General features: G+C 69.9%; 17 protein-coding genes. 7 read left to right on the top strand and 10 right to left on the bottom strand.

All coding sequences use genetic code 11. The annotated features are described in order from the left end of the window. Window positions 1–11 precede the first annotated feature (11 nt). Genes DFR74_RS07380 through DFR74_RS07400 form a run of 5 tightly spaced genes read left to right on the top strand, consistent with a single transcriptional unit; the run spans window position 12 to window position 5,205 of the window. Window positions 12–1,121, top strand: a complete 1,110-nt coding sequence (locus tag DFR74_RS07380; protein ID WP_067501749.1) for an ABC transporter permease subunit — start codon at window positions 12–14, stop codon at window positions 1,119–1,121. Next, window positions 1,118–2,041, top strand: a complete 924-nt coding sequence (locus DFR74_RS07385; protein ID WP_067501746.1) for an ABC transporter permease — start codon at window positions 1,118–1,120, stop codon at window positions 2,039–2,041. The genes DFR74_RS07380 and DFR74_RS07385 overlap by 4 nt, the downstream gene beginning before the upstream one ends. Beyond that, window positions 2,038–3,009 (top strand): ornithine cyclodeaminase family protein, encoded by a 972-nt coding sequence (locus DFR74_RS07390; protein ID WP_067501743.1) that lies wholly within the window; start codon window positions 2,038–2,040, stop codon window positions 3,007–3,009. The genes DFR74_RS07385 and DFR74_RS07390 overlap by 4 nt, the downstream gene beginning before the upstream one ends. A 1-nt stretch (window position 3,010) precedes the next feature. Further along, the gene (locus tag DFR74_RS07395; RefSeq protein WP_067501740.1) at window positions 3,011–4,171 is read left to right on the top strand and encodes an amidohydrolase; all 1,161 of its coding nucleotides are present in this window, start codon (window positions 3,011–3,013) and stop codon (window positions 4,169–4,171) included. A gap of 56 nt (window positions 4,172–4,227) precedes the next feature. Further along, on the top strand, window positions 4,228–5,205 hold the full coding sequence (locus DFR74_RS07400; RefSeq protein WP_067501737.1) for a BMP family protein: 978 nt from the start codon (window positions 4,228–4,230) through the stop codon (window positions 5,203–5,205). Window positions 5,206–5,251: 46 nt separating this feature from the next. Here DFR74_RS07400 and DFR74_RS07405 read toward each other — a convergent pair whose 3' ends face one another. Continuing rightward, on the bottom strand, window positions 5,252–5,761 hold the full coding sequence (locus tag DFR74_RS07405; RefSeq protein ID WP_067501734.1) for a pyridoxamine 5'-phosphate oxidase family protein: 510 nt from the start codon (window positions 5,759–5,761) through the stop codon (window positions 5,252–5,254). Window positions 5,762–5,818: 57 nt separating this feature from the next. Next, window positions 5,819–7,030 (bottom strand): pyridoxal phosphate-dependent aminotransferase, encoded by a 1,212-nt coding sequence (locus DFR74_RS07410; protein ID WP_067501731.1) that lies wholly within the window; start codon window positions 7,028–7,030, stop codon window positions 5,819–5,821. Between the two features lie 93 nt (window positions 7,031–7,123). Here DFR74_RS07410 and DFR74_RS07415 point away from each other — a divergent pair, with 93 nt between their 5' ends. Next, window positions 7,124–7,702 carry a winged helix-turn-helix transcriptional regulator gene (locus DFR74_RS07415; protein WP_067501728.1) on the top strand — a complete coding sequence of 193 codons (579 nt, stop codon included), beginning with the start codon at window positions 7,124–7,126 and terminating at the stop codon, window positions 7,700–7,702. A gap of 229 nt (window positions 7,703–7,931) precedes the next feature. Here DFR74_RS07415 and DFR74_RS07420 read toward each other — a convergent pair whose 3' ends face one another. The 5 genes from DFR74_RS07420 to DFR74_RS07440 form a co-directional block, all read right to left on the bottom strand. Continuing rightward, window positions 7,932–8,678, bottom strand: coding sequence for a helix-turn-helix domain-containing protein (locus DFR74_RS07420; protein ID WP_067501725.1), 747 nt, complete (start codon window positions 8,676–8,678; stop codon window positions 7,932–7,934). A 187-nt stretch (window positions 8,679–8,865) separates the two neighbouring features. Next, window positions 8,866–9,624 (bottom strand): SDR family NAD(P)-dependent oxidoreductase, encoded by a 759-nt coding sequence (locus DFR74_RS07425; protein ID WP_067501722.1) that lies wholly within the window; start codon window positions 9,622–9,624, stop codon window positions 8,866–8,868. Continuing rightward, on the bottom strand, window positions 9,621–11,318 hold the full coding sequence (locus DFR74_RS07430; RefSeq protein ID WP_084537214.1) for an AMP-dependent synthetase/ligase: 1,698 nt from the start codon (window positions 11,316–11,318) through the stop codon (window positions 9,621–9,623). Before DFR74_RS07430 ends, DFR74_RS07425 begins: the two co-directional genes overlap by 4 nt. After that, complete coding sequence (locus DFR74_RS07435; RefSeq protein WP_067501718.1) at window positions 11,315–11,848, bottom strand: cupin domain-containing protein; 534 nt, start codon at window positions 11,846–11,848, stop codon at window positions 11,315–11,317. The genes DFR74_RS07430 and DFR74_RS07435 overlap by 4 nt, the downstream gene beginning before the upstream one ends. Before the next feature lie 34 nt (window positions 11,849–11,882). Then, window positions 11,883–12,851, bottom strand: a complete 969-nt coding sequence (locus tag DFR74_RS07440) for an LLM class flavin-dependent oxidoreductase (RefSeq protein WP_232331581.1) — start codon at window positions 12,849–12,851, stop codon at window positions 11,883–11,885. A gap of 204 nt (window positions 12,852–13,055) precedes the next feature. Between DFR74_RS07440 and DFR74_RS07445 the strand changes: the two genes are divergently transcribed. Then, the gene (locus DFR74_RS07445; protein ID WP_084537211.1) at window positions 13,056–14,033 is read left to right on the top strand and encodes a helix-turn-helix transcriptional regulator; all 978 of its coding nucleotides are present in this window, start codon (window positions 13,056–13,058) and stop codon (window positions 14,031–14,033) included. A gap of 2 nt (window positions 14,034–14,035) precedes the next feature. Here the strand turns inward: DFR74_RS07445 and DFR74_RS07450 are convergent, their stop codons facing one another. The 3 genes from DFR74_RS07450 to DFR74_RS07460 form a co-directional block, all read right to left on the bottom strand. After that, window positions 14,036–14,530 (bottom strand): SRPBCC family protein, encoded by a 495-nt coding sequence (locus tag DFR74_RS07450; protein ID WP_067501712.1) that lies wholly within the window; start codon window positions 14,528–14,530, stop codon window positions 14,036–14,038. An 82-nt stretch (window positions 14,531–14,612) separates the two neighbouring features. Further along, a complete protein-coding gene (locus DFR74_RS07455; RefSeq protein ID WP_067501709.1) occupies window positions 14,613–15,830 on the bottom strand; it encodes an RNA polymerase sigma factor in 1,218 nt (405 codons plus the stop codon). Then, window positions 15,827–16,165: a YciI family protein gene (locus DFR74_RS07460; protein WP_067501706.1), complete on the bottom strand. Its 339-nt coding sequence runs from the start codon at window positions 16,163–16,165 to the stop codon at window positions 15,827–15,829. The genes DFR74_RS07455 and DFR74_RS07460 overlap by 4 nt, the downstream gene beginning before the upstream one ends. Between the last annotated feature and the right edge of the window lie 748 nt (window positions 16,166–16,913).

Raw genomic sequence — 16,913 nt, forward strand, 5'->3', positions numbered from 1 at the left:
GGAACCCGATCATGACCACCACCCTCACCACCGACCCGCCACGCACCGCGCCACGGCTCGACCTCCGCCGCACACCTTCCCCCGGCACCCTGCGCGACCTCGCCGTCTACGGCGGCGCGGTGCTCATAGCCCTGCTGGCCGGACTCGGGCTCGTAGTGCTCAGCGGCGCGGACCCTGTCACCGCCGCCGACGCGCTGTGGGCGGGGATGTTCGGCTCCCCCTACGGATTCGGCAGCGCGCTCAACGCGGCCGCCGTGCTCGCCCTCATCGGCACCGGCTTCACCATCGCCAAGCGCGCCGGACTGGTGAATGTCGGCGCGGAAGGCCAACTGGCACTGGGCGGTATCGCCGCCACCGCCGTCGGCATCCACCTGCCCGCGAACACCCCCACCGCTGTCGGGGTGCCGATGGTGTTGCTCGCCGGGTTCGCGGCGGGCGCGGCGTGGGCGGGGATCGCGGCTTGGCTCACCGTGTGGCGGGGCACCAGCGAGGTGATCACCACGCTGCTGCTCAATTTCGTCGGACTCGGCCTGGTCCTGCTGGTCGTGCACGAGGAAGGGCTGCTACGCCAGCCGGTCACCTCGGCCGAAACTCTCCCGCAGTCACCGCCTTTGGTCGAAGGCGCTCGGTTGCCACTGCTCGGCACACCCGGATCGCCCGCGACCGTCGCGGTGATCGTCGCGGTGGCCGCGGCGGTGATCACCGCGATCGTGTTGCGGCGCACAGCAACCGGCACGCGCCTCACCGCCGTCGGGCACTCGGAACCGGCCGCGGCCCGGCTCGGCCTACCGGTCGGGAAGCTGCGGTTCGGGTCGCTGTCCGTCGCGGGCGGGCTGGCCGGCGTCGCGGGGGCGGGCCTGGTCGCGACCGTGCCCTTCATCCTGGCCGAGCACTTCACCTCGGGATACGGCTTCGCCGGGCTCGTCGTCGGACTGCTGGCACGTGGATCGCTCACGGCCGTCTGCGGTGTCGCCCTCGCCTTCGGCCTGCTGTCCTCGGGCGGGATCAATCTGCAACTGGCGGCGGGAGTTCCGGCGTCGAGCGTGCAGGTGGTGCAGAGCCTGCTCATCATCCTGGTCGCCGGCGCGGCGATCCTGCTGCGCGGGGAGGGCACCCGATGAGCGCGCTCGGCGAACTCCTCGACGGCGGTGTGCGGCTGGCCATCCCGCTGGCTCTGGCCTCGGCGGGCGAACTGATCAGCGAACGCGCCGGCGTCCTGAACCTGAGCGTCGAAGCGATGATGCTCACCGGGGCGTTCGCCGGGGCCATCGGCGCGCACACCAGCGGCAGCGCGGCGGGCGGGGTGCTGTGCGCGGCCGCGGCGGCGCTACTGGTCGCGGTGTTGCAGGCGGTGCTGAGCGTGACCCTGCGCGCCGACCAGATCGTCACCGGCATCGCCGCCAACGCTTTGGCCCTCGGCGCGACCACCTACGGCGCGCGCCTCTACTTCACCGAAGGCCGTGGCGTTCCCGGCTTCGACAAACTGGAAATCCCACTCCTGCACGACATTCCGCTGCTCGGCCCGGCCCTGTTCGGCCAGACCGCGCTCGGCTACCTCGCCATCGCCGTCACCGTGCTGCTCGCGGTGCTGTTCAGCCACCGCACCGGGCTCGGGCTGGCGGTGAGCGCCGTCGGTGAGGACGCCCTCACCGCCGACCGCTCCGGCTTGCCCGTGCGGATGATCCGCTACGGCGTCGTCCTGCTCACCGGCCTCACCGCCGGCCTGGCGGGCGCGCACCTGGCGCTGGCCGACGTGCACGCGTTCACCGACAACCTCACCGCGGGCGCGGGCTACCTCGCCGTGGTCGCGGTGATCGCCGGCCGGTGGCGCTCCTGGCCCACGCTGGCCGCCGCGCTGTTCTTCGGGCTGGCCCAGGCCTTGCAGTTCGCCGCGCCGTCGTTCGGACTGCACCTGCCGACGGCCGTACTGGTCATGTCCCCCTACCTGCTGGCGGTGCTCGCCGTGAGCGGTCTGGTTGGCGCGAGCCGTGCCCCCGCCACCCTCACCGTCCCCTTCCTCCGAGAGGCCAAGGCCCGATGACCCTGATCCTCACCCGCTCCGAGGTGCTCGCCCTGCTCGTGCTGCCCGAGGTGATCGACGCGGTGCGGCACGCGCACGCCGACCTGGCACGCGGCGACGCGGTGCTGCCCGCCCCGCCGGCGATGCGGCTGACCGGCACGGATTCCCGCTTCCTGGCCATGGCCGCGCTGTCCCGCCGCGCCGGGCTCGCCGCGGTGAAACTGCTCGCCGATATGCCGGGCAACCGCGAATACGGCCTGCCCGCACAGCGTTCCGCGATCCTCACCGTCGCCACCGACGACGGGTCCTGCGACGCGCTCATCGACGGCGCGGCCGTCACCCGGTTCCGCACCGCCGCCGCCTCGGCGGTCGCCACCGCCGAACTCGCGCGTCCCGACAGTCGGGTGCTCGGCCTGGTCGGTGCCGGCGCGCTGGCCCACACCCACCTCGAGGCGCTGCGCGCGGTGCACGATTTCGACAAGGTGTTGGTGTGGAGTCGCAGCACGGTGACCGCGCGGGCCTTCGCGACCGGCACCGGCGTCGACGTCGCGGACTCCGTGGAACAGGTGGTCCGCACCGCCGACGTGCTGTGCACGCTCACCCCGGCGAAAGAACCTGTGGTGCAAGGGAAGTGGTTCGAGCTCGGCCTGCACGTGAACGCGGTGGGCGCGCCGCCTCGGCCGGATCATCGCGAAATCGACACCGAGGGCATCCGGCGGGCGAAGGTCGTGGTCGACAGCAGGCTGACGGCGCTGAGCGAATCCGGGGACGTGCTGATCCCCTTGCGGGAGGGCGCGATCGCGCACGCCGATATCGACACCGAGATCGGTGAGGTCGTCGCCGGCACGAAACCCGGTCGCACCGGCGCCGACCAGATCACCCTCTACAACTCCCTCGGCGTCGGGCTGCAGGACCTCGCGGCGGCCCGGCTGCTCGTCGACGCCGCGCGGAAACAGGGGATCGGCACCGAGATAGATCTGGGGGCGTGAGATGGGCGAACTCACCCTGTTGCGCGACGGAAACCCTTGGGGCACAGGCACACCGACCGACCTCTACATCCGTAACGGGCGATTCGTCGCGGCGGGGGAGCCGGACCGGGTGATCGATCTGGCGGGCGCGCAGGTCTTCCCGGGACTGATCGACGCGCACTGCCACCTCGACAAGACCCTCTGGGGCGCGCGTTGGGTGCCCAACACCGCCGGGCCGCGCCTGGCCGACAAGATAGACTACGTCCGGCGCCGAGGCGTCGAGTTCGGCGTGCCGTCCGCCGATCGCGTCGCGGCACTCCTGCGCCACATGTCCTCGCGCGGCACCACCCGCGTGCGCACCCATACCGACGTGGCGCCCCACCTCGGCCTCGACGGCTGCCACGCGGTTCGCGAGGCCGCCGAACAGGTCGCCGACCGAATCACCGTGCAGCAGGCCGCCTTTCCGCAATTCGGTCTCCTCACGAACCCCGGAACGCTCGAGCTGATGGACCGCGCACTGCGCACCGGTCTGGCGCAGGTGGTCGGTGGGATCGACCCGGCGGGCGTGGACCGCGACCCGGTGCGCCACCTCGACGCCGTGTTCGGCCTCGCCACCACCCACGCCGCCCCCGTCGACCTGCACCTGCACGACCGAGGAACCCTCGGCGCCTGGCAGCTCGAGCTGATCATCGAGCGCACCCGCGCGACCGGCATGCACGGGCGCGTCACCGTCGGCCACGCCTACGCCCTCGGCGACGTCGAGCCCGCCCGCCAGGCCGACCTGGTCGCCGGACTCGCCGAAGCGGGCATCAGTATCGCCACCTGCGCCGCCCACAGCGACCCGCTGCCGCCCTTGCACGCCATGGGCGCGGCGGGCGCGAACCTCGCCGCCGGCAGCGACGGCATCCGCGACCTCTGGTCGCCCTACGGCGACGGCGACATGCTCACGCGCGCCAGGCAACTCGCGTATCGCGCCGACTGCCACGCCGACGATGAGATCGAAGTCGCCCTGCGCGCGGCTACTTTCGGCGGCGCGATCGCGCTCGGTCACTCCGGCTACGGACTGCGCGAAGGCGACGTCGCCGACCTCGTCGCCGTGCCGGGCGCGACCGCGGCCGAATCGGTGGTCACCTGCGGCGAGCGCGCGCTGGTGATGCACGCCGGAAAGGTGGTCGCGCCGTGATATCCGCCTGAAATCCCTTGGCCCCCCTTATCCCTCCCGTTCGACAAGGAATACCCATGAAGAAACTCGCTGCCGCCGCTCTGCTCAGCCTCGCGGCCGGCCTGCTCACCGCCTGCGGAGGCTCCGATGCCGACGCCGATGGCAAGATCAGGGTCGGCGTCATGTTCCCCGGCTCGCTCTCCGACGACGGATTCATGCAATCCGGCTACGAGGGCTACCAGCGCATCGAACGCGACCTCGCCGACGAGGTCGCGCTCACGAAGGTGGAGCAGGTCCCCGCCGCCGACTACCAGCAGGTGCTGACCCGCCTGGCCACCGGCTCGGATCTGGTGGTCTCCTTCGGCGGCCAGACCGATTCGGTGCTGCGCCAGGTGGCGCCCTCGTTCCCCGACGTGAAGTTCGTCGAGATCGGCGGCCCCGCCGACGCCGTCCCGCTGCCCAATCTCGCCTACTATGACCCGGTCCAGGCCGACGGCGGGTTCCTCGCCGGCGCCTACGCCGCCCTGGTCACCGGCACCGGCAAGGTCGGCTTCATCGGTGGCATGGAACTGCCCGCGATCGTCAAGACCGCCAAGGCCTTCGAACAAGGTGCCAAACACGTCCGGCCCGAGGTGACCGTGCTGGCCCCGCAGTACGTGGGCGATTTCAACGACGTCGCCAAGGCCAAACAGGCCACCCAGGCCGATATCGGCGCGGGCGCGGGATCGTTCGGCCAGCAGCTCAACCTCGGCAAACAGGGCTTGGCCCAGGCCGCCAGGGAAGGCAACGCCACGCTGGTCGGCGGTCCGCTGGTGAAGCCGTGCGGATCCGAGCCCGGCTATGTCGGCTACGTCAAGAGCGACACCGGCGCCGAACTCGAATACGCCGTGCGCGCGGTGATCGACGGCACCTTCGAGGCGGCGCAGGTGCCGTTCGGGCTCGCCTCGCCCACCGGAGCCACCGACATCGTCCTGTGCGAGACCACCCCGGAGATCACCGCCGTGATGGAGAAGGTGAAGCAGGACATCGTGTCCGGAGCCGTCGCCATCGGGTGAACCACGCGGACCCGGGCGGCCGGCTGTCCGGGTCTCGCGGCGTTTCTCAGTGGAAGCGCCAGCGGGTGGCCCCGTCCGGCGGCTCGGTCGCGACGCCCACGGCGGATTCGAGCGTCACGAAGTACAGGTGCCACGGCGGTGGGCCGGCGCTCGGCGCGCTGAACGGCGCGGTCAGCGCGTCACCGGTCACCTCCGCGGGCCAGCCGCCCGCCCGGGCCGTAGCCGCGATGTGCTCGAGGCGCTCCGGATCGGTCACCACCGCGGCCGTGCCCTCGAGCACGAGATCGATGCCGCTCAGCGGGATGGCGATCGTGCAGAAGGGGTTGGCGGCGAGGTTGCGGGACTTGCGGGTGGAGAGGCCGCTGGTGAAGTAGATGCCGCCGTCACCCCAGAACGCCCCGATGCCGGTGGTGTGCGGGCGGCCGTCGGGATCACCGGTGCTGAGGTAGGAGGGCTTGTCCGGTGCGGCGGCGAAACCCTCCAGCGCCGCGCGCGCCCGCTCCCAGGGCAGCGGCGGCTGCCCGTAGTGGTCGAGGTTGATGGTGTCGATCGTCATGGCGCTCCTCCAGGGTCGTTACCGGTGCAGACCCGGCGAGCGCCCGGAATTCATCGGCTACTGCTTGTACGTCGCCAGGAACCGGCCGATGCGCTCGATGATCGCCTCCAGCTCGTCGGCGTGCGGGAGGGTGACGATGCGGAAGTGGTCGGGGCGCGGCCAGTTGAATCCGGTGCCCTGCACGATGTGCAGCTTCTCCTGGAGCAGCAGGTCGAGCACGAACTGTTCGTCGTCGTGGATCGGATACATGTCCAGATCGATCTTCGGGAACGCGTAGAGCGCACCCTCCGGCTTCACGCAGGAGACGCCGGGAATCGCGTTGAGTGCGTCCCACGCCCGGTCGCGCTGTTCACGCAAGCGCCCGCCCGGCAGGGTGAGATCGTAGATGCTCTGGTGCCCGCCGAGCGCGGCCTGAATCGCTTGCTGCGCGGGCACATTCGCGCACAGGCGCAGGCCGGCGAGCATGGTCAGGCCCTCGAGGTAGTTCTCGGCGTGCTGCGTCGGGCCCGACACCGCGAGCCAGCCGGAACGGAAACCCGCGCTGCGGTAGGACTTCGACAGGCCCGAGAACGTCAGGCACAGCACGTCGGGGGCGAGCGAGGCCGTCGCGACGTGCTCGGAGTCGTCGTAGCGGATCTTGTCGTAGATCTCGTCGGAGAACACCACAAGATTGTGGCGGCGCGCGATCTCGAGCAGTTCGCGCAGGACCTCCGGCGGATAGACGGCGCCGGTCGGGTTGTTCGGGTTGATGATCACCAAGCCGCGCGTGCGGTCGGTGATCTTGGCCTCGATATCGGCCAGGTCCGGGTACCAGCCCGCCGCCTCGTCGCAGAGGTAGTGCACCGGGCGGCCGCCGTTGAGCGCGGTGGCGGCGGTCCACAGCGGGAAATCCGGTGCGGGGACCAGGATTTCGTCACCGTTCTCCAGCAGGGCGGTGATCGCCATCATGACCAGTTCGGAGACGCCGTTGCCGAGGAAGACGCGCTCGACGTCGAGATCGGCGACGCCGAGCGTCTCGTAGTACTGCACCACCGCGCGCCGCGCCGACAGCAGGCCCTTGGACGAGGAGTACCCGCTCGACTGCGGCAGGTTGCGGACGATGTCCTGCAGAATCTCCGGCGGCGCCTCGAACCCGAACAGCAGCGGGTTGCCGGTGTTGAGCTTCACCACGTGATGCCCCTCGGCCTCCAGCCGGGCCGCGTGCTCGGCGACCGGCCCGCGGATCTCGTACGACACACCCGCCAGCTTGCTCGACTGCTTGACCTGCATGAACGTCCCTTCTCACGGCGAATGCGGACCACTCTACTTGGTTTTTCCAAGTTTGCACTTGGAATTTCCAAGCGTTCGCCTACAGTGGGGGACGTGCCACGCCGAAGCTACGACCACTACTGCGCCGCCAGCCGGGCCCTCGACGTCGTCGGGGACCGGTGGAGCCTGCTGGTGGTGCGCGAATTGTGTTCGGGCCCGCGCCGATACAGCGATCTGTTCGCCGATCTGCCCGGCATCAGCACCGATGTGCTGGCGAGCAGGCTCAAGGATCTGGAGCGCGACGGCATCCTCACCCGTCACCGCACCGGGCCGCGCGCCACCACCACGGCCTACGAACTCACCCCGGAAGGTGCGGCGCTGCGGCCCGTGCTCGAGGCGCTGTCGGCTTGGGGGACGACATATTTGGGCGAGCGCCGCCCCACCGACGCCGTGCGCGCCCATTGGTTCGCGCTACCGCTCGGCCGCGCCATCGCCGAGCACTACGACAAGGCGACGGTGACCGTGCGCATCGGCGACACCGTCTTCCACGTGGTCGTCGACGAGAACGGGATCACCCACCACGACGGTCCCGCACCCGACCCGGCCCCGGAACTCCACCTCGATCTGGGCGGTGCGATCGCGGTAGCGCGAGGGGAGCGTTCGCTGGCCGAGGTGGTGCCGGGGATTTCCTGAGCCGCTGCTGGTCCGGATCGCTGTCAGTAGTGCGGCTGCACAGGTTGCCGCCCGCCGAGGCGGTGTGTTCGACGCGCCTGGTCGCGCGCACCGTCATACTTCGCCGTTCTCTATGCTCGGCAGTCACTCCGGCGGCTGGTGTCGGCGAATGGGCGGTGGTGGCTTCCGCGGTGCGCGGAGACCCAGCTGTCGGCCCGCAATTGCGTGAGCCGGCGCGAGAGCGGGTTGCTTACGCCGGGTCGGCGTCGGTTCCGGTCCGTGCTCGGTGGTAGGCCTCGCCCAGCCGGCGCATCACGTCGATCTGGGCGGGGTTGTAGAGCTCGGTCACGGCGGTGCCGATGGCCTGGGCGGTGCGTTCCGGGTCCAGTGCCGAAGCGGCGTTCGCGAGCGCGGGGTAATCGGCGTAGAGCTCGAGGACTTCGGGAAGGAGGCGGGCGGCGAGTGCGGCGCGGGTACGTTCGTCCGCATCGGCGGGCAGCCTGTCGAAATCGGCGCTGGACGGCAGGAAGCCGGTGTTCCGCATCGCCTCGGCGTACGCGTCGATCGCCGACGCGGTCATCACCCGCGACAGCACCACCATGAACCGGCGATCGTTCTCGGAGGCTCCGGACGCGGTGACGGCGGACGCCAGATCGGGCGGCAGATCGGTCGGGGCCGAGTGCCGCAGAATCACCGCCAGCTCGGCCCGCGCCCGCTGCAAACGCTCGATCGTCGCGGCGAGCTCGGCATCCAGAGTCCGCAGCGCGGCATGCGGATGCTCGTCCGCATCACCCATCTCGGCGATCTGCCCCAGCGAGAACCCGAGATCTGTCAACCGCTTGATCCGCAGCAGCCGCACCAGGTGCGCCACGCCATACTTCTTGTATCCGTTGGACGACCGCTCCGGCTCGGGCAACAGCCCGACCTCGTGATAGTGCCGCACCGTCCGCAGACTGGTGCCCGCGAGCTCGGCGAGCTGACGGGTACTCCACGCCATGACAACCTCCTCGCACCGGCGACGCATCCACGCCACCCACCCCAGTCTCAACTGTGCCGTAGCGACACAGTCAAGGCACGCAGCGACCTGCCCGCACCAGCCGGCGCGCAGGAGTACAGGCCCGAACCGGTGCGGGCACCTTGCCACGCACGATGAATGCCGACCAGTTTGCTGCTGGCGGCCGGATTCAGCTGATCGTCAATCCGCCGTCGACCGGCAGTGTCACACCGGTCACATATCCGGAGGCGGGGGAGGCCAGGAACAAGACGGCGGCGGCGAGTTCGGGTCCGGTGCCGGGGCGGGGGAGTGGGCGGTCGGAGAGGAGACGGTCCACGTATCCCGGTGGATATGCCGTACCCATGTCGGTAGGGAAGTAGCCCGGCGCAACGGCATTCACGCGAATGCCTTTGCGGCCGCTCCACTGCGCTGCGAGGTCGCGGGTGAGGCCGAGCAGGCCCGCTTTGGAGGAAGCGTAAGCGGCCTGGGGTAGCCCGGCGGTGACCAGGGCGAGCACGCTCGACACATTGACGATGGCACCACCGCCGGACATGACGGCCGCAGCCGCCTGACTCATCCAGTACGCACCCAGCAAATTGACCTCGACGAGGGAGCGGAACTGGTCGGGGGTCTCGCGGGATGCGGGCACCGCGGACGCGACGCCCGCGTTATTGACGAGGACGCGCACCTGCCCCAGTTCGCCGGCGGCGGCGGCCAAGCGCCGGCACTGGCCAGGGTCGGTCACATCGGTGGCGACACACACCGCCGTTCGCCCGACCTCTTCGATCAGCGCCGCCGTGTCGGCGAGCCGCTCGGCGCGGCGCGCACCGAGCGCGACATCGGCGCCCGCCTCGGCGAGTCCGCGCGCGATGTCGACACCGAGACCCGACGACGCCCCGGTCACGATGGCGACCGAACCATCCAGGCGGAAGCTGTCCAGCAGGCTCATCGAGACCCGCCCACCGGCTCGCCGTACAGCGTCGCGATCTCGCCGGCGTAACGCTGGTGCACCCCGCGGCGTTTGAGGGACATCTTCGGCGTCAGGCACTCCGAATCCGGTAGCCATTCGGTGCCGATCAGGTGGAACTTCTTGATCTGCTCGGGATGGGACAGGCGCGAGTTCACTTCCGCCAACCCGGCGGCCACGCTCTCGCGCACGGCCGGGTACTCGGCGAGCTCGTCGGCCGTCATTGCGGCGCAGTCGTTTTCCTCCGCCCAGGCGCGGCAGGCGGGTGCGTCGAGCACCAGGAGCGCCGTCAAGTAGGGACGCCCTTCACCGATCACGCACGCCTGCCCCACGAGCGGGATCTCTTTGAGCGCGGCCTCGATGTTGGCGGGGGATATGTTCTTCCCCGAGGCGGTGATGATCAACTCCTTCTTGCGGTCGAGCAACCACAGGTAGCCGTCCTCGTCGAGAGCCCCGATATCACCGGTACGCAGCCACCCTTCGCTGTCGAACGTCTCCGCGGTCCGTTCCGGATCACGCAGGTAGCCGGAGAAGACGTTGCCGCCGCGACAGCAGATCTCACCGTCTTGAAGGACTTTGATCTCGCACCCCGGGGCCGCCCGGCCGACCGACCCCGGGCGCGGACGCGCCGTCTCCGCGGTGAGCAATCCACTCGTCTCGGTCATTCCGTAGGCCTCGGTCAGCGGCACCCCGATCCCGCGGAAGAAGTCGATCAGGCCCGGTGGCGTGGGCGCGGAACCGACCAGCCCCACCCGGCACGCGTCCAATCCGATGGTGGCTGCGGCCCGCCCGGGTGCGACGGCGTCGGCGAGCAAGGCCGAACGCAGTTTCTCCCATACTCTCGGCGGGGCGACGAACAGTTCCGGGCGCACCAGCGGGAGATACTCGGCCACCGCCGCCGCGTCCGGGCAGCAAGTGACGTCCGCGCCGATGCGCGCCGCCAGATAGTGGGTGAGCATGCGCTCGAGCATGTGCGCCATCGGCAGATACGAGACCATGCGCGTCCCCGGGGGCAGCTCGCCGATCACGGTGGCGAGCGACTCCACCATCCAGCAGACGTTGCCATGGGTCAGCGCGACACCTTTCGGTGGCCCGGTGGTGCCCGACGTGTAGACGAGAGTCACCAGATCGCCGGGTTCGGCGGTCTGTGCGGCATGCCGGAAGTCGACCGGTTCGACGGCACTTGTCAGGGCATGGAGTCCCGACACGCCGTGCGGTTCGTCGGCCACCACGAGAACTTCCTCGAGCGCGGGCAACGCGGCGCGCGCCGCGCGCACACGCTCGGCGAACTCGTTCGCGACGATCGCGATCCGGGCCCCGGCGTGCCCGAGCAGATAGACGATCTGCTCGACCGATGACGTGTTGTACACCGAGAACGGAGTCGCGCCGACCAGCAGCACGCCGAGGTCGGCGGCGTGGAACTCGGCCCCATTGCGCATCATCATCGCCACGGTGTCGCCGCGATGGATGCCTCGCGCAGCCAGCACCGCGGCCAGGCGGGACGCGTGGTCGGCGTAGTCACGCCATGTCCAAGCGCACCAGAGGTCTTCGGAGCGCCACCGCAACGCCGTCCGCTCCCCGTACTTCTCCACTTGGTGGGCAACAAGTTTCGGCACGGTGTTCGCAGCCTCCGAGATCTCGATCACCGCCGCCGGCCCGGTACCCGCGTGGTTCATCGCGCACCGTAGAGGGTGTAGGCGAGGACGAGAGGCACATCCCCGTCGTTGAACCAGGCGTGCGCGGTCCCGTTCTGGATCAAACAGTCACCCGGGCCCAGCACGACATCGACATCGTCATCGGTGCGCATCCGTCCGGTCCCGGATATCGCGACCACGTAGTCCACCGTGCGTGTGGTGTGGACACCGGGACGGTCCGGGTCGAACGTCGCGGCCATACCGGGCAGCTCGGCCTCCGCCTCGGCCAGCGCGGCCTCGACCGCCTCCGCGGGCAGGTCGGCGGGCATCTCGTAGCTGAGGCCGGGCGGAATAGTGATGAACCCGAACCGAATGCCACCGTTCCCGGGGAAGAACGTGCCGGTGGGCGGGCCGGGAGGGCTGTCCACCGGAAGCGTGGGCGCCTCGTCCAGCTCCCACATCCGATGCACCTGGACGCCGGGCAGCATCGCCACCGTGATCGGGTCGACGATGCCGTCCGCGAGGACGGTGGCGCGACCGGAACCGTTGTGCCCCATGACTATTCTTCGCATTGCCGACTCCTTCGTCGTGGTCCGTGCCGGATGGTCAGCCGCGCATCGCCGTGGCGAACGCCTCGAGTTCACGAGGAACATCGGGCCCGGCGGGCTGGTAGGCGATCTCGGTGGCGCCGTTGCTCGCCAGCTCCGCCAGCCGATCGCGCCAAGCGGCCGCACTCATGGCCGCTCCGCTCGCGGCGAGGACCCTGCCGTCGACGAACGGGCGATCCCGTTCGCTGACCGACCACAGGTGTCCGTCGTGCAGCTCCAGATGGCGGGTCTCGGCCGGCACCTCGGCGTAGGCGGCGGCCCACCGTTCGCCGTCGGGAACGTTGTCGAGGCCGCCGAACTCCATCGCGAAGTGGAACCACAGGCTCGCCGCGTGCCCGGCCGCGGCGATCGCGCGGTCGCTGCCGGGGTCCTCGCCGTCGTCCAAAACGGTGCCCAGCGTGAGATTCACGCACCAGTCGAATCCGGGCAGTGGGTCCGGAACGCTGAAGACACCGTCCTGTTCCCGCGCCACCGCCAACCCTTTCGGCCCGATCGCGGCGGCCACCCACGGCACCTCGATCGGGCGCACGGCGGCGAACCCGTCGTGGTGCAGCATCTGGATCGGCGCGCCTTCCCACTCGACGGTCTCGCCGCGCAGCAGGCGCTTGACCACTTCGGCATAGTGGGCGACATACGCCCAGCGACTCGGCCGTTGACCGAGGGTGAGCCGCCCGGTGAAACCGGTGCCGAAACCGACGGTGACACGCTCGGTTCCCACTTGCGCGACCAATCCGGCGATGGCGGTCGCGGTCACCATGGGATGGCGCAGCGCGGGCACCAGCACGCCGGTGCCCAGTCCGATGCGCTCGGTGCGGTCGGCGGCGCGGGCCAACTGCATCCAGACGTCGGCACAGATGGCGGGCGAATCGTAGAACCAAGCACGGCTATAGCCCAGGTCCTCGGCGATCCGCGCGTGTTCCGGGCTCTCCAGCGAGGTGTTGAGAGCGCACGACATCGTCAGGTTCACCACTGTCCTCCTTCGGCCGTCCCGCCGCTCCGGCGTGACTACCAGCGAAGCTAGTGACGCGCGGGGTGCCGCGGTTTCGCCCACGCGCAGGAAACTTCGCGGAACGCGCAGAGATGTCTGCGGCTGTACCGAAAGGGGTGCGCTCGCGACGCCGAACGGATCTAGGCTGAACCCGGATGACCTTTGACGCGGCAGGTGGGAGAAGTGACAGTGGAGCGAGCGGCCGTTGTCGTCGAGTCGGTGAGCACGTCCGACGTCGCTCCCGAGGAACGCACCGAGTACTGGAGCGAGCTGGTGAGCTCCTATCACCGCCGGATGGATTTCGGTTTCGACCGGCAGGGCGATTTCCACGGGCGCACGGCGCGACGGCGCACGGGCGCCTACCAGCTGGTGGGCTGGCAATCCGACGCCGTCACCTACCGCCGCACCCCGGGACACGTCCGAGCCGATTCCGACCCCGACTACCGGCTGCTGTTGGTCGCGGAGGGCCAGGTCACCCTGCGCGGGCATGCTGATCCGATCACCGTCCGGCCGGGAGCCGGCTGCGTGATGACGATGGACACCCCGTTCGTGTTCGGTCAGAACCACGGCACCCGCGCCTTGGTGCTGACTGTGCCGCGGGCCGAGTTCGACCGCTGCGGAATGGGTTCCGCGCCCGCCGTGCACTCCGTCGACCTGACCGTGGGGCTCGGGAGGGTGGTCGGCGATCTCGTCGCGGGACTGTTCCGCGAGCGTTGCCATCTCACCCATCGGCAATTCGACGCCGTCGCGCAGCGCGCCGTCGAATTGCTCTGCCTGCTGGTGACCGGAGACGATCGACCGACCGCACCCGGGCACCTGACCGAAGTGGAATCCGCCATCCGGCAATACGTTCGGGCCAACGCGGGCGCACCGGATCTGAACGGAACCACCATCGCGCACGCGCTGGGCTGGTCGCTGCGACAGATCCAGCTCGTGCTCCATCATGCGGGAACCACGCCGCGCGAACTGATCCGTGAGGAACGACTACAGCTCGCGCACACCCGCCTTCGCCATCCCGCGTACGCCCACCGCCCCATCTCCGACCTCGCCCATGACGTCGGATTCCGCTCGGCGAGCGCGTTCAGCACAGCATTCCGGGACCGGTTCGGCGTCTCACCGCGTGAGGTGCGAACCGATCCGTCGGAATCCGGACGTGAGTGACGTCAGCGCCGGTAGCCCTGGATCGGCTGGCCGGTGCCGGTGGTGATCAGTTGAGGGAGGCTCTTGGTGACGTAGAAGGTCCAGCCCTTGGAGCAGGCGTCGAAGCACTCCGATGCGGAGGCGGTCAGACCTTCGTGCGTGAGGCGGAGGGTGGTGCCGTCGGCGGTGGGGGTGAGGTCGAAGACGACGTCGGTGCCGGTCCATTCGTCGTGGTCGGCGATGAAGGTGAGGTCGGCATCGACGACGTGCCAGACCATCCGCTCGCCCGGCACGACCTCGGTGATCCGGAAGCGGCAGAAGCGGATGCCGTCCTTGGTGTGGGCGGCCTCGCCCGCGTACGCGCTGTCGTCGGTGAAGACGAACTCGTCGTGCAGGGCGGCGGTGTCGCCGATGATGTTCTCGTTCCACCATCCGCGCACGTCGGTGACGGCGGCGAAGACCTCCTCGGGGGACCGGTCGACGGACATCGTGGCGGTCAGGTAGTCGGTGTGCGACATGGTTCTCGTCTCCTTCTGTCGGGTGAATTCACTCCACCTACGAAGGAGCCCGCCCCGAATCGACATCGGGCGGAGAAATTTCTCAGAGCTCGTGGAGGCGGCTGGTCAGGTAGCGGCGTTCGGCCTCGGTCGGGGCCGACGCCAGGGCCTCCTCGTAGGCCGCCCTGGCTTCGGTGCGGCGATCGGCGCGGCGGAGGAGATCGGCGCGAGTCGCGGGCAGCAGGTAGTAGCCGTCGAGACGGCCCGACGCGGCGAGTTCCTCGACCAGGGCGAGGCCGGCGGGGATGCCGTCGGCCATCGCCACCGCCACCGCGCGGTTGAGCTCGACCACCGGCGAGGGCGTCAGGCGCGCCAATTCGGTGTAGAGGGCGGCGATCTGGCGCCAGTCGGTCCCGGCGGCGTCGGGTGCGGTCGCGTGACAGGCGGCGATGGCGGCCTGCACCTGATACGGCCCGGCACGCCGCTCGGCCAGCGCGGTGTCGAGCACCTCCACCCCTTCGGCGATCAGCGCGCGATCCCACCGGGAACGGTCCTGGTTCTCCAGTGTGACCAGCACGCCGTCTTCAGTACGGGTGCTCCGGCGGGCCTCCAGCAACAGCAGTAACGCCAACAGTCCGCGCGCCTCGGGCTCACCCGGCAGCAGCCGGACCAGCACGCGGGCCAGATAGATCGCCTCGGCCGAGAGTCCGCGGCGTTCGCCTTGCTCGTCGTACCCCTCATTGAAGATCAGGTAGAGCACCGCGAGGACCGCGGCCAGGCGTTCCGGCAGCAGCTCCGCAGGAGGAACACGGAAGGGGATGCCGGCCTCCACGATCTTGCGTTTGGCGCGCACCAGGCGCTGCGCCATCGTGGCCTCGCCGGTCAGGAACGCCTTGGCGATCTCGGCAGTGGTCAGCCCCGCCAGCGTACGCAGCGTGAGGGCTACCCGCGCCGGAAAGGGCAGTGCGGGATGGCAGCACGTGAAGATCAACTGCAATCGCTCGTCGGGAATCTCTTGTGCCCGTGGCGGTTCCGGATCCCGCGCGAGCACCGCGAGCTGGCGCAACTTCGCCTTGCCCGCCGTATCGCGGCGCAGTTTGTCGGTTGCGCGGTTGCGCGCGGTCGTCATGAGCCAGGCGCCCGGACGGGGCGGGACGCCGTCGCGCGGCCACGTCACCAGTGCGGTGGCGAAGGCGTCCTGTGCGCAGTCCTCCGCCAGATCCCAGTCACCGGTGAGCCCGATCAGCGTCGCGACCACCTGCCCCCACTCGTCGCGGTAGGCGCGGTCGACGGCGGTGCGCACAGCGTCCGGCGTGGTCACTCCCACACGGGGCGGACCTCGATGGAACCCCAGCCCGCGTAGGGGTGCGCGGCCGCGAGGGCGATCGCCTCGTCCAGATCCGCGCAGTCGATGATGTCGATGCCGCCGACGAAATCCTTCGTCTCCGCGAACGGACCGTCGGAGATCAGCGTCTCCCCACCCCGAACCCGCACCGTGGTGGCATCCGCGACCGGCCGCAGCCGTGCCCCGCCCACGAGGGTCGCGCCCCGCCGCGCCAGTTCCGCCTCGTACGCGCGGATGCCGGGGTCGGCCGCCAACTCTTCGTTGGTCGGTGAGACCTGCTCGTCGTCACAGATCAGCAGCACGTACTTCATGGGCCCATTATGCGGCGCGAGCGAGTTTCGCCAGGGCAATCCGAGCCAGGTCCACACTTCGCCCTATTGCCGGGGAGTGCGCGCCCATCGGCTCGGGCATCCCTTCTGCGTGGGGGCCGCTCTGCACGGTCCGCATGCGAGCCCGAGCCCAGCCCACCATAGAACTCGAGGCAAATTCGACCGCACCGGCGCGTCGCCCGCGTGGTGTCGGCGGAGATCGCCGGGCTGGAACGACGAGGTGCGCGGAGCGGCGAGTTGGGAGTGGTGGCGCAGTACAGTCGGTGCACTCAGGGGTGCGTGGTTCACGGCCGAGGAGGTTCGGGATGCGGTTCGAGAAGTCAGTGGAGGTCGAGGCGTCGGCGCAGCGGGTGTGGGAAGTGTTGAGCGATATCGAGGGGTAGGCGGGGATTGTCGAGACGGTGGAGGAGGCCGAGGTGTTGACGCCGCCGCCTCTCGGCGTCGGGAGCAGCGTGCGACTGCGGCAGCCCAAGCTCCCGGAAGGGGTGTGGTCGGTCGCCGCGTGGGACATGCCGGTCTCGTTCGAGTTGGCGCAGAAGAGTGGGGGAGTCACCAGTGTGGCGGGGCATCGGGTTGATCCTCTCGGCGAGGATCGTGCGCGGCTGACGCTGACCGCGGAGATGCGCGGGTTGATGGTGGCGGTCGTCGGGGTGTTCTTCAAGAACCTCACACGGAGTTACCTGGAGCACGAGGCCGAGGATCATCGAGAAAGACAAGCAAGTAGTCCGCG

The sequence above is a fragment of the Nocardia puris genome, from assembly GCF_003315035.1.
GTDB classification, from domain to species: Bacteria; Actinomycetota; Actinomycetes; order Mycobacteriales; family Mycobacteriaceae; genus Nocardia; species Nocardia puris.

Coding starts and splice junctions, on each gene's coding strand:
- DFR74_RS07430 (WP_084537214.1), bottom strand. CDS start 11,318: ATGAACCACGCGGGTACCGGGCCGGCGGCGGTGATCGAGATCTCGGAG.
- DFR74_RS07405 (WP_067501734.1), bottom strand. CDS start 5,761: ATGACGATCGACACCATCAACCTCGACCACTACGGGCAGCCGCCGCTG.
- DFR74_RS07425 (WP_067501722.1), bottom strand. CDS start 9,624: ATGAGCCTGCTGGACAGCTTCCGCCTGGATGGTTCGGTCGCCATCGTG.
- DFR74_RS07385 (WP_067501746.1), top strand. CDS start 1,118: ATGAGCGCGCTCGGCGAACTCCTCGACGGCGGTGTGCGGCTGGCCATC.
- DFR74_RS07410 (WP_067501731.1), bottom strand. CDS start 7,030: ATGCAGGTCAAGCAGTCGAGCAAGCTGGCGGGTGTGTCGTACGAGATC.
- DFR74_RS07395 (WP_067501740.1), top strand. CDS start 3,011: ATGGGCGAACTCACCCTGTTGCGCGACGGAAACCCTTGGGGCACAGGC.
- DFR74_RS07460 (WP_067501706.1), bottom strand. CDS start 16,165: ATGAAGTACGTGCTGCTGATCTGTGACGACGAGCAGGTCTCACCGACC.
- DFR74_RS07450 (WP_067501712.1), bottom strand. CDS start 14,530: ATGTCGCACACCGACTACCTGACCGCCACGATGTCCGTCGACCGGTCC.
- DFR74_RS07390 (WP_067501743.1), top strand. CDS start 2,038: ATGACCCTGATCCTCACCCGCTCCGAGGTGCTCGCCCTGCTCGTGCTG.
- DFR74_RS07420 (WP_067501725.1), bottom strand. CDS start 8,678: ATGGCGTGGAGTACCCGTCAGCTCGCCGAGCTCGCGGGCACCAGTCTG.
- DFR74_RS07435 (WP_067501718.1), bottom strand. CDS start 11,848: ATGCGAAGAATAGTCATGGGGCACAACGGTTCCGGTCGCGCCACCGTC.
- DFR74_RS07400 (WP_067501737.1), top strand. CDS start 4,228: ATGAAGAAACTCGCTGCCGCCGCTCTGCTCAGCCTCGCGGCCGGCCTG.
- DFR74_RS07380 (WP_067501749.1), top strand. CDS start 12: ATGACCACCACCCTCACCACCGACCCGCCACGCACCGCGCCACGGCTC.